At 73.9% G+C, this 14,753-nt stretch carries 13 protein-coding genes; 10 read left to right on the forward strand and 3 right to left on the reverse strand.

Annotated features, from left to right (window positions below):
• Positions 1 to 8: 8 nt before the first annotated feature.
• Together ADK55_RS34105 and ADK55_RS34110 are read right to left on the reverse strand one after the other, a co-directional pair.
• Positions 9 to 809, reverse strand: coding sequence for a PaaX family transcriptional regulator C-terminal domain-containing protein (locus ADK55_RS34105; RefSeq protein ID WP_053684637.1), 801 nt, complete (start codon positions 807 to 809; stop codon positions 9 to 11).
• A gap of 4 nt (positions 810 to 813) precedes the next feature.
• A complete protein-coding gene (locus tag ADK55_RS34110; RefSeq protein WP_053684639.1) occupies positions 814 to 2,424 on the reverse strand; it encodes an AMP-binding protein in 1,611 nt (536 codons plus the stop codon).
• Positions 2,425 to 2,601: 177 nt separating this feature from the next.
• Between ADK55_RS34110 and ADK55_RS34115 the strand changes: the two genes are divergently transcribed.
• From ADK55_RS34115 to ADK55_RS34125, 3 genes are all read left to right on the forward strand, one after another.
• Positions 2,602 to 3,723: an acyl-CoA dehydrogenase family protein gene (locus tag ADK55_RS34115; RefSeq protein ID WP_053684640.1), complete on the forward strand. Its 1,122-nt coding sequence runs from the start codon at positions 2,602 to 2,604 to the stop codon at positions 3,721 to 3,723.
• Complete coding sequence (locus ADK55_RS34120) at positions 3,720 to 4,118, forward strand: RidA family protein (protein WP_053684642.1); 399 nt, start codon at positions 3,720 to 3,722, stop codon at positions 4,116 to 4,118. The genes ADK55_RS34115 and ADK55_RS34120 overlap by 4 nt, the downstream gene beginning before the upstream one ends.
• A gap of 143 nt (positions 4,119 to 4,261) precedes the next feature.
• Complete coding sequence (locus ADK55_RS34125; RefSeq protein ID WP_159041637.1) at positions 4,262 to 4,633, forward strand: hypothetical protein; 372 nt, start codon at positions 4,262 to 4,264, stop codon at positions 4,631 to 4,633.
• A 38-nt stretch (positions 4,634 to 4,671) separates the two neighbouring features.
• Here the strand turns inward: ADK55_RS34125 and ADK55_RS34130 are convergent, their stop codons facing one another.
• On the reverse strand, positions 4,672 to 6,042 hold the full coding sequence (locus ADK55_RS34130; RefSeq protein ID WP_053684646.1) for an aminopeptidase P family protein: 1,371 nt from the start codon (positions 6,040 to 6,042) through the stop codon (positions 4,672 to 4,674).
• 187 nt (positions 6,043 to 6,229) lie between these two features.
• On the opposite strand from ADK55_RS34130, the gene ADK55_RS34135 reads away from it, so the two are divergent.
• From ADK55_RS34135 to ADK55_RS34165, 7 genes are all read left to right on the forward strand, one after another.
• A complete protein-coding gene (locus tag ADK55_RS34135; protein WP_053684648.1) occupies positions 6,230 to 8,653 on the forward strand; it encodes a collagenase in 2,424 nt (807 codons plus the stop codon).
• Positions 8,654 to 8,745: 92 nt separating this feature from the next.
• Positions 8,746 to 9,918: an NAD(P)/FAD-dependent oxidoreductase gene (locus tag ADK55_RS34140; RefSeq protein ID WP_053684650.1), complete on the forward strand. Its 1,173-nt coding sequence runs from the start codon at positions 8,746 to 8,748 to the stop codon at positions 9,916 to 9,918.
• Positions 9,915 to 10,292, forward strand: coding sequence for a (2Fe-2S)-binding protein (locus ADK55_RS34145; protein ID WP_199826702.1), 378 nt, complete (start codon positions 9,915 to 9,917; stop codon positions 10,290 to 10,292). The genes ADK55_RS34140 and ADK55_RS34145 overlap by 4 nt, the downstream gene beginning before the upstream one ends.
• The gene (locus ADK55_RS34150; protein WP_053684653.1) at positions 10,273 to 11,673 is read left to right on the forward strand and encodes an NAD(P)/FAD-dependent oxidoreductase; all 1,401 of its coding nucleotides are present in this window, start codon (positions 10,273 to 10,275) and stop codon (positions 11,671 to 11,673) included. Before ADK55_RS34145 ends, ADK55_RS34150 begins: the two co-directional genes overlap by 20 nt.
• 84 nt (positions 11,674 to 11,757) lie before the next feature.
• Positions 11,758 to 12,675 carry a dihydrodipicolinate synthase family protein gene (locus ADK55_RS34155; RefSeq protein ID WP_053684655.1) on the forward strand — a complete coding sequence of 306 codons (918 nt, stop codon included), beginning with the start codon at positions 11,758 to 11,760 and terminating at the stop codon, positions 12,673 to 12,675.
• 17 nt (positions 12,676 to 12,692) lie between these two features.
• Positions 12,693 to 13,697 (forward strand): proline racemase family protein, encoded by a 1,005-nt coding sequence (locus tag ADK55_RS34160; protein ID WP_053684657.1) that lies wholly within the window; start codon positions 12,693 to 12,695, stop codon positions 13,695 to 13,697.
• The gene (locus ADK55_RS34165) at positions 13,694 to 14,731 is read left to right on the forward strand and encodes a proline racemase family protein (RefSeq protein ID WP_053684660.1); all 1,038 of its coding nucleotides are present in this window, start codon (positions 13,694 to 13,696) and stop codon (positions 14,729 to 14,731) included. Before ADK55_RS34160 ends, ADK55_RS34165 begins: the two co-directional genes overlap by 4 nt.
• Positions 14,732 to 14,753 lie beyond the last annotated feature (22 nt).

Consider the following 14,753-nt stretch of genomic DNA (forward strand, 5'->3'; position numbering starts at 1 on the left):
CGGGGCGCCTACGCCTCCACGAAGCCCGCGCCGACGTCCCGCAGCCGGGCGTGCAGCTCGGCGAAGACCGCCGCCGCCCGGTCTCCGGGCCAGTCCGCCGGGAGCAGCTCGCGGGGCAGCCCCGGGTCGGCGTACGGGAGCCGCCGCCAGGTGTCCAGCGCGAGCAGGTAGCCCCGGTAGGCCTGCTCGGGGGTGGGGGCCGGGCCCGACTGGAGGGCCCGCAGGACCGGCTCGTGGAGGTCCAGGAACTCCTCGTGCTGTTTGGCGAGGGCGGCCAGGTCCCACCACCGGGCCACCGCCTCGGAGGTCGGGGCGAAACCCAGGTGCGCGCCGCGGAACAGTTCCACGTACGTCGTCAGGTGCAGCCGCTCCAGCGTCCGCCCGGTTTCCCCGTGCAGGTGCGCGGGCGCGATCCACACGCCCGGCGCGACCGAACCGAAGCCCAGCCGGGCCAGCCGGGAGCGCAGCAGGTGACGCTTGTGCCGCTCCTGCTCCGGTACGGAGAACACCGCGACCAGCCACTCCTGCGACAGGCGCGGGGATCCGTAGATCCGCCGGTCGCCGTCCTCCAGGAGCAGACGGGCCTCCGGGGACAGCTCGTACCCGGCCGACCCGTCGGCGGCGCGCGCGGGCAGCAGGAAGCCGCGCCGCTTCAGCCGGGACACCGACGAGCGGACGGACGGCGCGTCCACGCCGGCCGTGCCCAACAGGCGGATCAGCGCGGACACCGGGACGGCGCCCTCGAAGGCCCGCCCGTAGGCACCGTAGAACGTGACGATCAGGGATCGCGGAGTGTGCTGCTCGACCACGGGTTCACTCTAGATCGCGCAGCCGGAACCGCTGAAGTTTCCCGGTCGCGGTCCGCGGGAGGGCTGGCAGGAAGACGAACGAGCGCGGGCACTTGTGCGGGGCCAGTTCCTCGCGCATGAACGCCCGCAGCGCGTCCTCGGTGAGCACCGCGCCGTCCCGGGGGACGGTGTACGCCACGACGATCTGCCCGCGCCGTTCGTCCGGCCGGCCGACCACGGCCGCCTCGGCCACGTCGGGGTGGCGCAGCAGGGCCTCCTCGACCTCCGGGCCGGCGATGTTGTAGCCCGAGGAGATGATCATGTCGTCGGCGCGGGCGACGTAACGGAAGTACCCCTCCGCGTCGCGCAGGTAGGTGTCGCCGGTCAGGTTCCAGCCGTCCCGTACGTAGTCCCGCTGTCGGGGGTCGGCCAGGTACCGGCAGCCCACCGGGCCGCGGACGGCCAGCAGCCCCGGCACGCCGTCCGGCACCGGCCGGCCGGTCGCGTCCACCACCCGGGCCTGCCAGCCCGGCACCACCCGGCCGGTCGCACCGGGCCGGATGTCCTCGTCCGCGGCGGAGATGAAGATGTGCAGCAGCTCCGTGGCGCCGATCCCGTTGATGATCCGCAGCCCGGTCCGCTCGTGCCAGGCCCGCCAGGTGGCGGCGGGCAGGTTCTCGCCCGCGGAGACGCAGCGGCGCAGCGCGGAGAGGTCGTACGCGCCGGTGTCGTAGGGGCCCAGGGTGTCGAGCATCGACCGGTAGGCGGTGGGTGCGGTGAACAGGACGGTGACCCGGTGCTCGGCGAGCGCGGGCAGCAGCGCGCGCGGGGCCGCCCGCTCCAGCAGCAGTGCGCAGGCCCCGGCGCGCAGCGGGAAGACCACGAGTCCGCCGAGGCCGAAGGTGAACCCGAGCGGCGGACTGCCCGCGAACACGTCGTCGGGGCGGGGGCGCAGCACATGGCGGGAGAAGGTGTCCGCCACGGCGAGCAGGTCCCGGTGGAAGTGCATGCAGCCCTTGGGACGCCCGGTGGTGCCGGAGGTGAAGGCGATCAGGGCCACGTCGTCCGCGGAGGTCTCGACGGGCTCGAAGGGCTCCGGATGCCCTTGGGCGAGCCGCAGCAGGTCGTCGGGCGCCTCGCCGCCGTACGGCGTGACGCGCAGCCCGGGCACCTCGGCCTTCACCAGGTCGTCCAGCGCGTCCACGTGGCACAGCGCGTGTCCGACCCGCGCCATCGCGCACACCGTGGCCAGTTCCTGGGACCGCTGCCCGGCCAGCACGGTCACGGCCACCGCGCCCGCCCGCATCACCGCCAGCCAGCAGGCGGCGAGCCACGGCCCGGTGGGTCCGCGCAGCAGCACCCGGTTGCCGGGCACGACACCGAGGTCGACCGTGAGGACGTGGGCGATCCGGTCGACACGCTCGCGCAGTTCCCCGTACGACCACACCGCGCCGGCGCCGTCGCGGAAGGCCGGGCGGTCGGGTCCGAACCGGTCGATGGTGGCGTCGAGCAGTTCGGCGCCGCAGTTCAGCCGGTCCGGGTAGGCCAGCTCGGGCAACTCGAAGAGCAGGTGCGGCCAGGCGTCCGCGGCCGGCAGATGGTCGCGGGCAAAGGTGTCGACGTGAGCGGAAGGCATGAGCTCCAAGGCGGGTTCGCCCCCTTGCGACGGTCCGGCCCCGGTGTGGGGGGCCGGGCCCTGCTGTATGGAACCGAATGTATGGAACCGGGGTGGAGCTGTCCGTGCGTGGGCAACACGAGCGTATCGTGATGGTGACGGCAGTCAACAGGACGCGATAGATGCGGGGACATTCGGATGACCGGATTCGCGCTCGAAGCGGAAGACGAGCAATGGTGCGGGCGGTTGCGCGCACTGTCGACCGAGCGGTTGAGGCCGCTGGCCGAGAAGGGGGAGGCGGGCCGGGTGAACCGCCCCCTGCTCGCGGCACTGGGTGAAGAGGGCCTGCTGGAGCGGGTGTTCACCTCCGGCGCCCTGCACCTGTGCCTGCTGCGGGAATCCCTCGCCTACGGCTGTACGGAGGCGGAGACGGCGCTCGCCCTCCAGGGGTTGGGCGCCCACCCGGTGCTGAGCGCCGGCAGCCCGGCCCAGCGGGAGCGCTGGCTGCCCGGCGTGCGGGAGGGCCGGCTCGTGGCGGCGTTCGCGCTGTCCGAGCCGGGCGCCGGCTCGGACGCGGCCGCGCTGACCCTGGCCGCCGAGCGGGACGGCGAGGGATGGCGGCTGCGCGGGGAGAAGCGCTGGATCTCCAACGCCCCGGAGGCGGATTTTTACACCGTCTTCGCCCGAACGGGTGAGGGCTCGGGCTCCAGGGGGATCACGGCCTTCCTGGTGCCCGCCGACCGGCCCGGCCTGACGGGCGAGGCCCTGGAGATGCTGTCCCCGCACCCGATCGGCGCGCTGGCCTTCGACGGGGTGCCGGTCGGGCCGCAGGACGTGCTGGGGGAGCCGGGGCGCGGCTTCCGGGTCGCGATGGACACCTTGAACCGGTTCCGGCCGAGCGTCGGCGCCTTCGCCGTCGGCATGGCGCGGGCGGCGCTCGACGCGACACTGGCGCACACGGCCGGTCGGGCCGCCTTCGGCGGGGTCCTCGCCGACCTCCAGGCGGTCGCGCACCGGGTGGCGGAGATGGCGACCCGCGTGGAGGCGGCCCGCCTGCTGGTCTACGCGGCCGCCGGCGCCTACGACAGCGGCTCGCCCGAGGTCCCGCGACGGGCGGCCATGGCGAAGCTGCTGGCCACCGAGACCGCCCAGTACGTGGTGGACCACGCGGTCCAACTGCACGGGGCCGTCGCCCTCCAGCGGGGGCACCTCCTGGAGCACCTGTACCGGGAGGTGCGGGCGCCGCGGATCTACGAGGGGGCCAGCGAGGTGCAGCGCACGATCATCGCGAAGGAGCTCTACCGGGAGGTGGCGGGATGAGCCTGGAACGCCACAACCCGCAGGAGCTCTCCCCGGCGACCGGGTTCTCGCACGCCGTGGCCATGACGGGCGGCCGGCTCGTCTTCCTGGCGGGCCAGACCGCGCTGGACGGTTCCGGCAAGGTCGTGGGCGAGGGCCTGCCGGAACAGTTCGAGCGGGCGCTGTCCAACCTGCTGGCGGCCCTGGCGGCGGCCGGCGGTACCCCCGGGGGGTTGGCCCGGGTCACCGTCTACGCGGTGGACGTGGCCTCGTATCGCGAACACGCCGGTGAACTGGGCCGCATCTGGCGCCGGTTGGCCGGGCGCGACTATCCGGCGATGGCCGTCGTCGGCGTGGTTCGACTCTGGGACGAGGAGGCGCTGGTCGAACTCGACGGCATCGCCGTCCTGCCGTGATTTTGACAGCGACCCAAAGCCGGGGGAGTGTGGTTAAGACCGTTTTGGCATGCTTCGCCACCAACACTCGGAGGTGCATGGACATGCGCCGTGGGTTCGTTGCGGCAGCCGTGACAGGGGCGGCCGGGCTCACGCTCGGTCTGATGCCCGTCAGCGGCGCCTTCGCGACAACAAGTCTTCCGCAGGCCGACTGGTGTTCCGACTCGCGGTACGGAGAGTGGTCCGCCTGCTGCGACCCCGCACGCGGCAACTACCGGCCGGGCTGGTGCTGGGACAACAACGGTCGCAACGAAGGCAACTGGCGCGACGCCAGTTACGACCCGAACTGGAACAACTGGAACAACTGGAACGACGGCCGGTACGACAGCCGGTACGACGACGGTTGGCGTGACGGCGGCTGGAACAACGGCGGCAACGGCGGCTGGAACGACGACTGGCACGACGGCGGCCACGGGTACGACGGCTACCAGGGCAACTGGCACGACAGCGGCTACCGGAACGACTGGAACCACTAGCCGCCGCCCGCCCCCGCCCGGTGACCGGGCCCCCCCGCTCACCCCGCCAGGAGGCGGCCCATCCACTCCTCGATGTCCGTCACGGACCTCGGCAGGGCGCCCGACATCAGTCGGGCGCCCTGCGCGGTGACCACCAGGTCGTCCTCGATGCGCACGCCGATGCCGCGAAGCTCCGCCGGCAGGGTCTCGTCGTCGGGCTGGAAGTACAGACCCGGCTCCACGGTGAGCACCTGCCCCTCCTCCAGCGTGCCGTCCAGATAGGTGTCGGCCCGCGCCTTCGCGCAGTCGTGGACGTCCAGCCCCAGCATGTGCCCGCTGCCGCACAGGGTGTAGCGCCGGTGCAGGTCGCCCGCCGCGTTCTTCAGGACGCCCCACTCGGCGAGCCCCTCCGCGATCACCCGCATCGCGGCCCGGTGGAAGTCGCGGAAGCCCGCGCCCGGGCGCAGCGCCGCCATCCCCGCGTCCTGCGCGGCCAGGACCAGTTCGTACACCTGCCGCTGCACCGGCGAGAACCGGCCCGACAGGGGCAGGGTGCGGGTGATGTCCGCCGTGTAGAGGGCGTCCGTCTCGACGCCCGCGTCCAGCAGCAGCAGTTCGTCGCGGTTCAAGCGGCCGTCGTTGCGGATCCAGTGCAGGACGCAGGCGTGGGCGCCGGACGCGGCGATCGTCTCGTAGCCGGTGCCGTTCCCCTCCGCCCGGGCGCGCAGGCCGAAGACCCCCTCGATCCAGCGCTCCCCGCGCGGATGGGCCAGCGCGCGCGGCAGCGCCCGAACGACGTCCTCGAAGCCGGCCGTGGTGTGGTCCACCGCCCGTTGCAGCTGTTCGACCTCCCAGGCGTCCTTGACCAGGCGCAACTCCGAGAGCGCGGTGGCGAGTTCGGGATCGCGGGAGGCGTCTCGGGCCGGCGGTGAGCCGAGCGTGTCCAGGTGGGCGCAGCGCAGTCCGGTCAGCCGCTCGGTCTCCGCCAGGTCCGGGCGGCGCCCCACCCAGAACTCCCCGTACCGGCGGTCCCGGTAGAACTCCTCGTTGCCGTCGGCCCGCGGCGAACGGGGCCGCAGGTACAACACGGCCTCGTGTCCGTGCGCACCGGAGGGTTCCAGCACCAGTACGTGACCCACCTGGTCCTCGCCGGTCAGGCCGGTCAGCCAGGCGTACGCGCTGTGCGGCCGGAAGCGGTGGTCGCAGTCGTTGGAACGGACCTTCAACTCGCCCGCCGGGACGATCAGTCGCTCGCCCGGGAAGCGTGCCGAGAGTCGGGCGCGGCGGGCCGGGGTGACGGCGGACGCCGGCGCGGGACCCCGGTCGGGGAGAGGGGTGGCGGTCCAGTCGGCGGCCATGAAGCGGGACAACTCCGGCGAGACGGGCAGGTCGTGGCTGCCGATGTGGAGGCCGGAGGGGGTGTCGGTCACGGGGGCTCCCTGAAGAAGAAGCGAACTGGTGGTCGCACAGGTCTTGTCAGTGCAATTTCACATTACTATGTTACAGCTCACACCGCGGCACGTTAATCCCCGTCAAACGCCGTGTGACGCAGGGCAGTCCACCGCAGGCAGTTCGCGCACCACTTCCCCCACCTCCCCTCCCCACCAGGAGTTCTCGGTGTCCCAGCACAGAGCTGTGCGTACGTCCCTCCTCTCGGCCGCCGTCGCGGTCACGCTCCTCGCCTTCGCCGGGCAGGCCGTGACCCGGGCGGCCGAGAACGGCGCGACGGTTCCCGCGACCTTCGCGGCCGGCGCCCCCGCCGCGGGCGCCCCCGGCGTCGGCGCGCCGAACCCCTTCGACGAGGTCGACCGCCTCGCCGACGCCCGGGAGCCCGTACCGGCCCCGGCCACCGCACCCGGCGGCCTCGCCGTCGACAAGGGCGCGATCCCCGGGGCCGCGCGCCCCGCCACGAAGCCCCTCGACGCGGCCTCGGCCTCGGCCGGCGAGCGCGCGGAGAAGAGCCGCACGGCGGCCGCCGCCCAGGCCGCGCCCACCACCCGGAACCAGGCCGTCGCCGTCCCCTGCACCCTCGACGGGATCACCGGCCTCTCGCCGGAACGTTTCGCCGACTTCCTCGGCGACCCGGCCGTCCTCGCCGACGGCTGTCTGCGCGGCCTCATCTGGACCTGGGACGCCCGCCTCGCGCCCGTCATGTCGGACGCCCACGTCCAGGCGGTCTCCCGCCGGATATCCGCCGCGGCCGCCGCCCACGACGGCCGCAACTCCTCACACCTGGAGGAGATGTTCACCTACCTGCACGCCGTCGCCTACCACGACTACTCCCGCGACGAGATCGACGTCACCGACGCCCCGACCGTCGACGCCATGCGCCGCGCCGTCGCGGACTTCGGCGCCGCCGCCCACACCTTCGACGCCACGCCGACCAACGCCCGCACCCTGCGCGAGGCCCTCTACGCCGCGAGCGCCCCCGGCCTGCGACAGCACCAACTCGGCCTGATCTCCAAGGTGCTCGCCACCATGGACCCGGCGCACCCCGCGACCAACCAGGACGCCTCCTGGGGCGGCGCGGCCCTCGCGGCGCTCTCCGTCAACTACCTCGGCGTCTACCCGGGCAACCAGGACGCCGCCTTCCAGGCCGCGGTCTCCGCCGACCCGGCCTACCGGGCCGTGTTCAAGGCCTTCGGCGGCTACGTCCACCTCAAGGGCGGCGGCAACGCGTGGGTGGCCCGTGACGCGCTCGGCGAGTACGGCCGCTTCGGCCAGATCGACGCCCTCAAGGGCCAGGTCGTCGCCGACCTCGGCGCCCTGCTGGAACCGGTCCGGTCCGGCTTCGGCAACGGCAGCGAGCAGTGGGCCAAGATCGTCTCCTGGCTCAACTTCTACGAGGCGTGCAAGCCGTACGGGGTGTGCAAGGAGGACATCGAGAAGCAGCTCTTCCCCTACACGTACCCCTACGACAACGGCGCCATCAAGGTCCGCACCGCCCTCGACCGGGCCACGGTCGACCAGCTCTACTACGCGAGCAAGCAGGTCAAGTCCCAGTACCACCGGGTGCTCGGCACCGAGCAGCCGCTCGCCGGCGACCCCAACACCACGCTGAACATCGTGCTGTACGCCTCCCGCGCCGACTACGAGAACTACCACCCCATCCTCACCGGCTACGGCACCAACAACGGCGGCATCTACATCGAGAACGGCGCCACCTTCTACACCTACCAGCGCCGCGTCCCCCAGGACTCCTCCCTCACGCTGGAGGAGCTGTTCCGCCACGAGTACACGCACTACCTCAACGGCCGCTACGCCGTCCCCGGCTTCTTCGGCGAGGGCCCCTGGTACGAGGGCGACCGCACGACCGCCATGGACGAGGGCACGGCCGAGTTCTTCGACGGAGCCACCCGGGACAACGGCATCGCCGTGCGCAAGTCCCTGGTCAAGAGCGTCATCGCCGACACGGCGGGCGGCGGCCCCCGGATGACCGTGGAGCAGCTGCTCAACGCCACCTACGACGGCGACGGCTTCCGCTTCTACAGCTACGCCGGCACCTTCTTCGAGTTCCTGTGGACCGAGAAGCCCATGCTGTTGCGCGAGATGTACACCCATCTGCGGGGCGACGACGTCGCCGCGTACGACGCCTGGCGCCACCGGACCGGCGCGGACACCTACCTCCAGCGCGATTACAACCGCTTCCTGGACGCGCAGATCGCCAAGGTGGACCAGCTGTACGTGCCGAACACCACCTTCACCGCCAACGACCGGCTGCGCGACTCCGCGCTCGCCTCGGTGAAGTCGACCTTCGCGACGGCCACGTACAACACCCCGGACTGCGTGGAGAACGGCGAGCCCGGCAAGCGCCGGTTCACCTGTACCGGCCGGATCACCGCGAACCTGAAGAACTGGCGCAACGACGACCAGAACTTCAAGGACATGTCCGAGACGGTGGACTACTTCCTCCTCGACCGGGCGGGCGCGGCCTCGAACAACCTGGCCGACATGAACTGCTCGTTCGGCCCGGTGGAGATCTGGACCAACAAGGTCGCGGGGACCTCCCCCTACAGCTGCGAGGGACCGCTGCGCGACTGACCGACGCCGGTGGTCGGTCCCGTCGTGAACGGGGGGCGGGACCGGCCCCGGAGTGCCTAGGCACCCTATGAAGAATGTGACATATTACTGCCGTGCCCCAGAGACACTCCCTGGACGTCGTCGTCATCGGCGCCGGCGTCGTCGGCGCCGCGTGCGCGTACCACGCCGGCCGCGCCGGACTCTCCGTGGCCGTCGTGGACCGCGGCCCCGTGGCCGGCGGCACCACCGGCGCCGGCGAGGGCAACCTGCTCGTCTCCGACAAGGAGGCCGGGCCCGAACTCGACCTGGCCCTGCTGTCGGCGAGGCTGTGGCGCGAACTCGCCGAGGTCCTCCCGCACGCCGTGGAGTACGAGGCCAAGGGCGGACTGGTCGTCGCACCGGACGACACCACCCTGAAGGCCCTGCGCGCCTTCGCCCGGGGCCAGCGCGGCGCCGGCGTCGACGCCGTCGAGGTGGGACCGGGGGAACTGCGCGACCTGGAACCCCATCTGGCCCCGGCGCAGGCGGGCGGCTTCCACTACCCGCAGGACGCCCAGGTCCACCCCGCGCAGGCGGCGGCGCGACTGCTCGCCGCCTCCGGCGCCCGGGTCCACCTCGGGGAGGAGGTCACCGGGCTCCTCACCGAGGGCGGCCGGGTGTGCGGGGTGCGCACCGGTCGCCGGGAGCTGAGGGCGTCGGCCGTCGTCAACGCCGCCGGCACCTGGGGCGGGAGGATCGCCGAACTCGCCGGGACCACCCTGCCGGTGCTGCCGCGCCGCGGCTTCGTCCTGGTGACCGAGCCGCTGCCGAGGGTGGTCCGGCACAAGGTGTACGCCGCCGACTACATCGCGGACGTGGCCAGCGGCTCCGCGGCCCTCCAGTCCTCGGCCGTCGTCGAGGGCACCCCCTCGGGGCCGGTGCTCATCGGGGCGACCCGGGAGCGGGTCGGCTTCGAACGGGGCCTGTCCACACGGGCGCTGCACCGGCTCGCCGCGCAGGCGGCCGCGCTGTTCCCGGTACTGGCCGACGTACGGGTGCTGCGGACCTACCACGGGTTCCGGCCCTACCTGCCCGACCACCTCCCGGCGATCGGCCCCGACCCCCGGGCCCCCGGGCTGCTGCACGCCTGCGGCCACGAGGGCGCCGGCATCGGCCTGGCGCCGGCCACCGGGCTGCTGATCGCCGCGGCCCTCACCGGGACCGAACCCCCGCTGGATCCGCGTCCGTTCCGCCCGGACCGGTTCGGCCCCCCGGCCACCGGCGAACCGAAGGAGACCAGGCGATGACCGGCCCCACCGACCCCGACCGCCCGCCGCGCGGCCCCCTGCGCCGGCTGCTTCGCGGCCCCGCCCGGTCGCCCCGCGACCTGGTCGGCGGCGCGCCCCGGGCCACGTACGTCCTGCGCTTCGACGGCCGCGAACTGCCCGCGAGCGCGGGCCAGAGCATCGCCGCCGCCCTCTGGGGCGCGGGCGTCCTCGCCTGGCGCACCACCCGCGAGAACGGCGCGCCGCGCGGGGTGTTCTGCGGGATCGGGAGCTGCCACGACTGCCTCGTCACCGTCAACGGGCGCCCGAACCTGCGCGCCTGCCTGACCCCGGCCCGCCCCGGGGACACCGTCACCACCCAGGAAGGGACCGGCCGTGCCGAACTCGGCGTCTGACGGCGTGCCGTGCGACCTCGCCGTCGTCGGAGCGGGCCCCGCCGGGCTCGCCGCCGCCGTCACGGCCGCCGACCTCGGGCTGAACGTCACCCTGCTGGACGCGGGGGAGCGGCCGGGCGGCCAGTACTACCGCCGCCCCGCACCCGCCCTCGGCGCGGCCCGCCCCGAGGTCCTGCACCACGACTGGGCCGCCTTCGCCACCCGCGAGGCCGCCCTGCGCGCCCACGCGTCGGCGGGCCGGATCACCCACCTCCCGCTCCACCACGTGTGGACCGTCGTCCCCGCCGGAGCCGGCCTGCTGCTGCACGCCGTCGCCGGCCCCGAGGAGGAGGCCGTCGCCGTACCCGCCCGCGCCGTGCTCCTCGCCACCGGCGCCTTCGAGCGTCAACTGCCCTTCCCCGGCTGGACACTGCCCGGGGTGATCGGGGCCGGCGGCGCGCAGGCCATGCTCAAGGGCGGGCTCGTGCTGCCGGGCCGGCGCATCGTCGTCGCCGGGAGCGGGCCGCTGCTGCTCGCCGTGGCCGGGTCCCTCGCGGCGGCCGGCGCCACCGTCGCGGCGGTGGTGGAGGCCGCCGCGTACACCGCGTACGCCGGCCGGCTCCCCGCCCTGCTGCGCAACCCCGGCAAGCTCGGCGAGGCCGCCACGTACGGCGGGGCCCTGCTGCGGCACGGGATCCGCCTGCTCACCCGGCACGCCGTCACCGAGGCGCACGGCGCCGACCGGGTCGAGGCGGTGACCGTGGCCCGACTCGACCGGCAGTGGCGGCCGGTGCCCGGCACCGGCCGCCGCGTCCCCTGCGACGCCCTCGCCGTGGGCCACGGGCTGGTGCCGCAACTGGAACTGGCCACCGGGCTGGGCTGCGCCACCCGACTCGGGGCGGACGGCGCCGTCGCCCTGGAGGTGGACGCGCGCCAGCGGACCTCCGTGCCCGGCGTCTGGTCGGCGGGGGAGACCGGAGGCATCGGCGGCGCCCGACTGGCCCTGGTGGAAGGGGAGATCGCGGCCCACACGATCGCCGGTCGGCCCGTCCCCGCCGCGCTCGGCCGACAGCGTGCGCGGCTGCGCGCGTTCGCCGAGGCGATGGGCGCGGCCCACCGTCCGGGGGCGGGGTGGACCGGATGGCTGCGGGAGGACACCGAGGTGTGCCGCTGCGAGGAGGTCCCCGTCGGCCCGATCCGCGAGGCGGTGCGCGACCTGGGCGCGCGGGACGCCCGTACCGTCAAACTGCTCACCCGGGCGGGCATGGGCTGGTGTCAGGGCCGGATGTGCGGCCCGGCCGTCGCCGCCCTCGCGGGGCGGGACCCGGACCCGGACCGCAGGCCCCTGTCCTGCCCGGTTCCGCTGCGCCGGCTCGCCGAACTGCCCGCCGAGGAAAGCTGATCGATCCCGATCCGGGATCCCGGGACCCTTGTGGGCTTCCTGCGCCCACTAGTAAAATGTCACACACCACTCTAGGGAGCTCTCATGACCCACGCGCACACCCCCGCGCCCGCCCGCACCCGCCCCTGGCACGGAATCATGGTCGCCACCGCACTGCCCCTGCGCGACGACCTGACCGTCGACCACGACGCCTACGCCGAACACGTGGCCTGGCTGATCGCCAACGGCTGCGACGGCGTCGTCCCCAACGGCTCCCTCGGGGAGTACCAGACCCTCACCGACGAGGAGCGGGCCCGGGTCGTCCGTACGGCCGTCGAGGCGGCCGGCGACGGCGAGCGGGTCATGCCCGGCGTCGCCGCCTACGGCAGCGCCGAGGCCCGCCGCTGGGCCGACCAGGCCGCCGAGGCGGGCGCGGGCTCCGTCCTGCTGCTGCCCCCCAACGCCTTCCGCGCCGACGAGCGGACCGTACGGGAGCACTACGCCCAGGTCGCCCGCGCGGGCCTGCCCGTCGTGGCCTACAACAACCCCATCGACACCAAGGTGGACCTGACCCCGGCCCTGCTGGCCCGGCTGCACGCCGACGGCAGCATCGTCGCCGTCAAGGAGTTCTCCGGCGACGTCCGCCGCGCCTACGAGATCGCGGAACTCGCCCCCGGACTCGACCTGCTCGTCGGAGCCGACGACGTGCTCCTCGAACTCGCCCTCGCCGGGGCCGTCGGCTGGATCGCCGGCTACCCCAACGCCCTGCCGCGCTCCTGCGCCACCCTCTACCGGGCCGCCGTCGCGGGTGACCTCGACACCGCGTTGCCGCTCTACAAGTCCCTGCACAGCCTGCTGCGTTGGGACTCCAAGACCGAGTTCGTCCAGGCCATCAAACTCTCCATGGACCTGGCCGGACGCCCCGGAGGCGCCACCCGCCCGCCCCGCTTCCCGCTGACCGGCGAGACCGAGGCGGCGGTCCGGGCCGCCACCGAGAAGGCCCTCGCCGAAGGCCTCAACTAGCCCCCGGAGGAGTCCACATGCGTACGCGACACATCTACCACGCGGTCGATTCGCACACCGAGGGCATGCCGACCCGGGTGATCACCGGCGGGGTCGGGGTGATCCCCGGAGCCACGATGGCGCAGAAGCGGCTGCACTTCATCGAGCACCTCGACCACGTCCGCACGCTGCTCATGTACGAGCCGCGCGGCCACTCCGCGATGAGCGGCGCGATCCTCCAGCCCCCCACCCGACCCGACGCCGACTTCGGCGTGCTCTACATCGAGGTGTCGGGCCTGCTCCCCATGTGCGGACACGGCACCATCGGGGTGGCCACGGTGCTCGTCGAAACCGGCATGGTGCCGGTCGTCGAACCGGTCACCACCGTCCGCCTCGACACCCCGGCCGGGCTGGTGAGCGTGGACGTCCTGGTCGAGGACGGCGCCGCCCTGTCCGCCACCTTCACCAACGTCCCCGCCTTCGCCGTCGGCCTCGACCGCAAGGTCGAGGTCCCCGGCTTCGGCACCGTCACCCACGACCTCGCCTACGGCGGCAACTTCTACGCCTTCGTCGAACTCGACGCCCTCGGGCTGCCCTTCGACCGCGCCCGCGGCGACGAACTGCTCGCCGCCGGGCTCGCCGTCATGGACGCCGTCAACGCCTCGGACGACCGGCCCGTCCACCCCGAGGACCCCTCCATCGCCGGCGTCAAACACGTCTACCTCGCCGCCCCCGGATCCGACGCCCGCCGCTCCCGCCACGCCATGGCCATCCACCCCGGCTGGTTCGACCGCTCGCCCTGCGGTACGGGCACCAGCGCGCGCATGGCCCAACTGCACGCCCGCGGCCTGCTGGAACAGGGCGCGGACTTCGTCAACGAGTCCTTCATCGGCACCGAGTTCACCGGCCGGCTGATCGGGGAGACCACCGTCGGCGGACTCCCGGCGGTCGTCCCCACCGTCACCGGCAGGGCGTGGATCACGGGCACCGCCCAGTACTTCCTCGACCCGTCCGACCCCTTCCCCGGAGGGTTCCTCCTGTGACCAACGCGCCCCGCCCGGTCCACGCCGTCGACTACCACACCGCCGGCGAACCCTTCCGCATCGTCTGCGACGGCCTCCCCCCGATCCCCGGGGACACCGTCGCCGAGCGCTGCGCCACCGCCATCGGGCCCGGCGGCTCCGGGACGGCCCCGCGCCGGGGCGCGCTGGACGACGTACGGCGTCTGCTGGTGCGGGAACCGCGCGGCCACGCGGGCATGTACGGCGGGTTCGTGGTGCCCCCGGACGACGACGGCGCCCACTTCGGGGTGCTGTTCTGGCACAAGGACGGCTACTCCACGGCCTGCGGGCACGGCGCCATGGCCCTCGGCGCCTGGGCCGTGGACAGCGGCCGGGTCCCCGCCCCGGACACCGGTGACGCACAGGTCCGCATCGACGTGCCCTCCGGACGGGTCGCCGTCACCGTGCACCGCGAGGCGGCCCGCACCACCGGGATCACCTTCCGCAACGTCCCGGCCCGGATCGGCGCCCGCAAGGTCCCGGTGGCCACCACCCTGGGCCCGGTCGAGGTGGACCTCGCGCACGCCGGCGCCTGCTACGCCACCGTCCGGGCGCGCGACCTCGGGCTGGACGTCTCCCGCGCGGCGCTGCCCGAACTGGTCCGCGCCGGGCGGGAGATCAGAGCCGCCCTCGCCGGCCACCCCGGTACCTGGCACCCCGACGGACCGCTGCTCTCCGGGGTGTACGGGGTGATCCTCCACGAGGAGCTGCCCGACACCCCCCGCGGGCCGCACCAGCGCAACGTCACCGTCTTCGCCGACGGGCAGGTCGACCGCTCGCCCTGCGGCTCCGGGACCTCGGCCCGGCTCGCGCTGCTGGCCGAGGACGGGCGGCTGGGCCCGGGGGAGGAACTGCTCCACGAATCGGTCCTGGGAACGCTGTTCACCGGCCGGCTGCTGCCCGGTACCGCCCCCGACGCCCCGGTCACCGAGGTCACCGGCACCGCCCACCGCACCGGCGAGCACACCTTCACCGTCGACCCGCACGACGACCTGGGTACCGGGTTCCTGCTGTGATCCCCCAGTGGTCCGCCGCGCG

The organism is Streptomyces sp. WM4235 (genome assembly GCF_001279725.1).
Lineage (GTDB): Bacteria > Actinomycetota > Actinomycetes > Streptomycetales > Streptomycetaceae > Streptomyces.

What these genes read in the sequence shown, in the direction of transcription:
- ADK55_RS34145 (WP_199826702.1), top strand. Translation starts at nt 9,915, where the DNA reads ATGACCGGCCCCACCGACCCCGACCGCCCGCCGCGCGGCCCCCTGCGC.
- ADK55_RS34155 (WP_053684655.1), top strand. Translation starts at nt 11,758, where the DNA reads ATGACCCACGCGCACACCCCCGCGCCCGCCCGCACCCGCCCCTGGCAC.
- ADK55_RS34115 (WP_053684640.1), top strand. Translation starts at nt 2,602, where the DNA reads ATGACCGGATTCGCGCTCGAAGCGGAAGACGAGCAATGGTGCGGGCGG.
- ADK55_RS34120 (WP_053684642.1), top strand. Translation starts at nt 3,720, where the DNA reads ATGAGCCTGGAACGCCACAACCCGCAGGAGCTCTCCCCGGCGACCGGG.
- ADK55_RS34110 (WP_053684639.1), bottom strand. Translation starts at nt 2,424, where the DNA reads ATGCCTTCCGCTCACGTCGACACCTTTGCCCGCGACCATCTGCCGGCC.
- ADK55_RS34160 (WP_053684657.1), top strand. Translation starts at nt 12,693, where the DNA reads ATGCGTACGCGACACATCTACCACGCGGTCGATTCGCACACCGAGGGC.
- ADK55_RS34125 (WP_159041637.1), top strand. Translation starts at nt 4,262, where the DNA reads ATGCCCGTCAGCGGCGCCTTCGCGACAACAAGTCTTCCGCAGGCCGAC.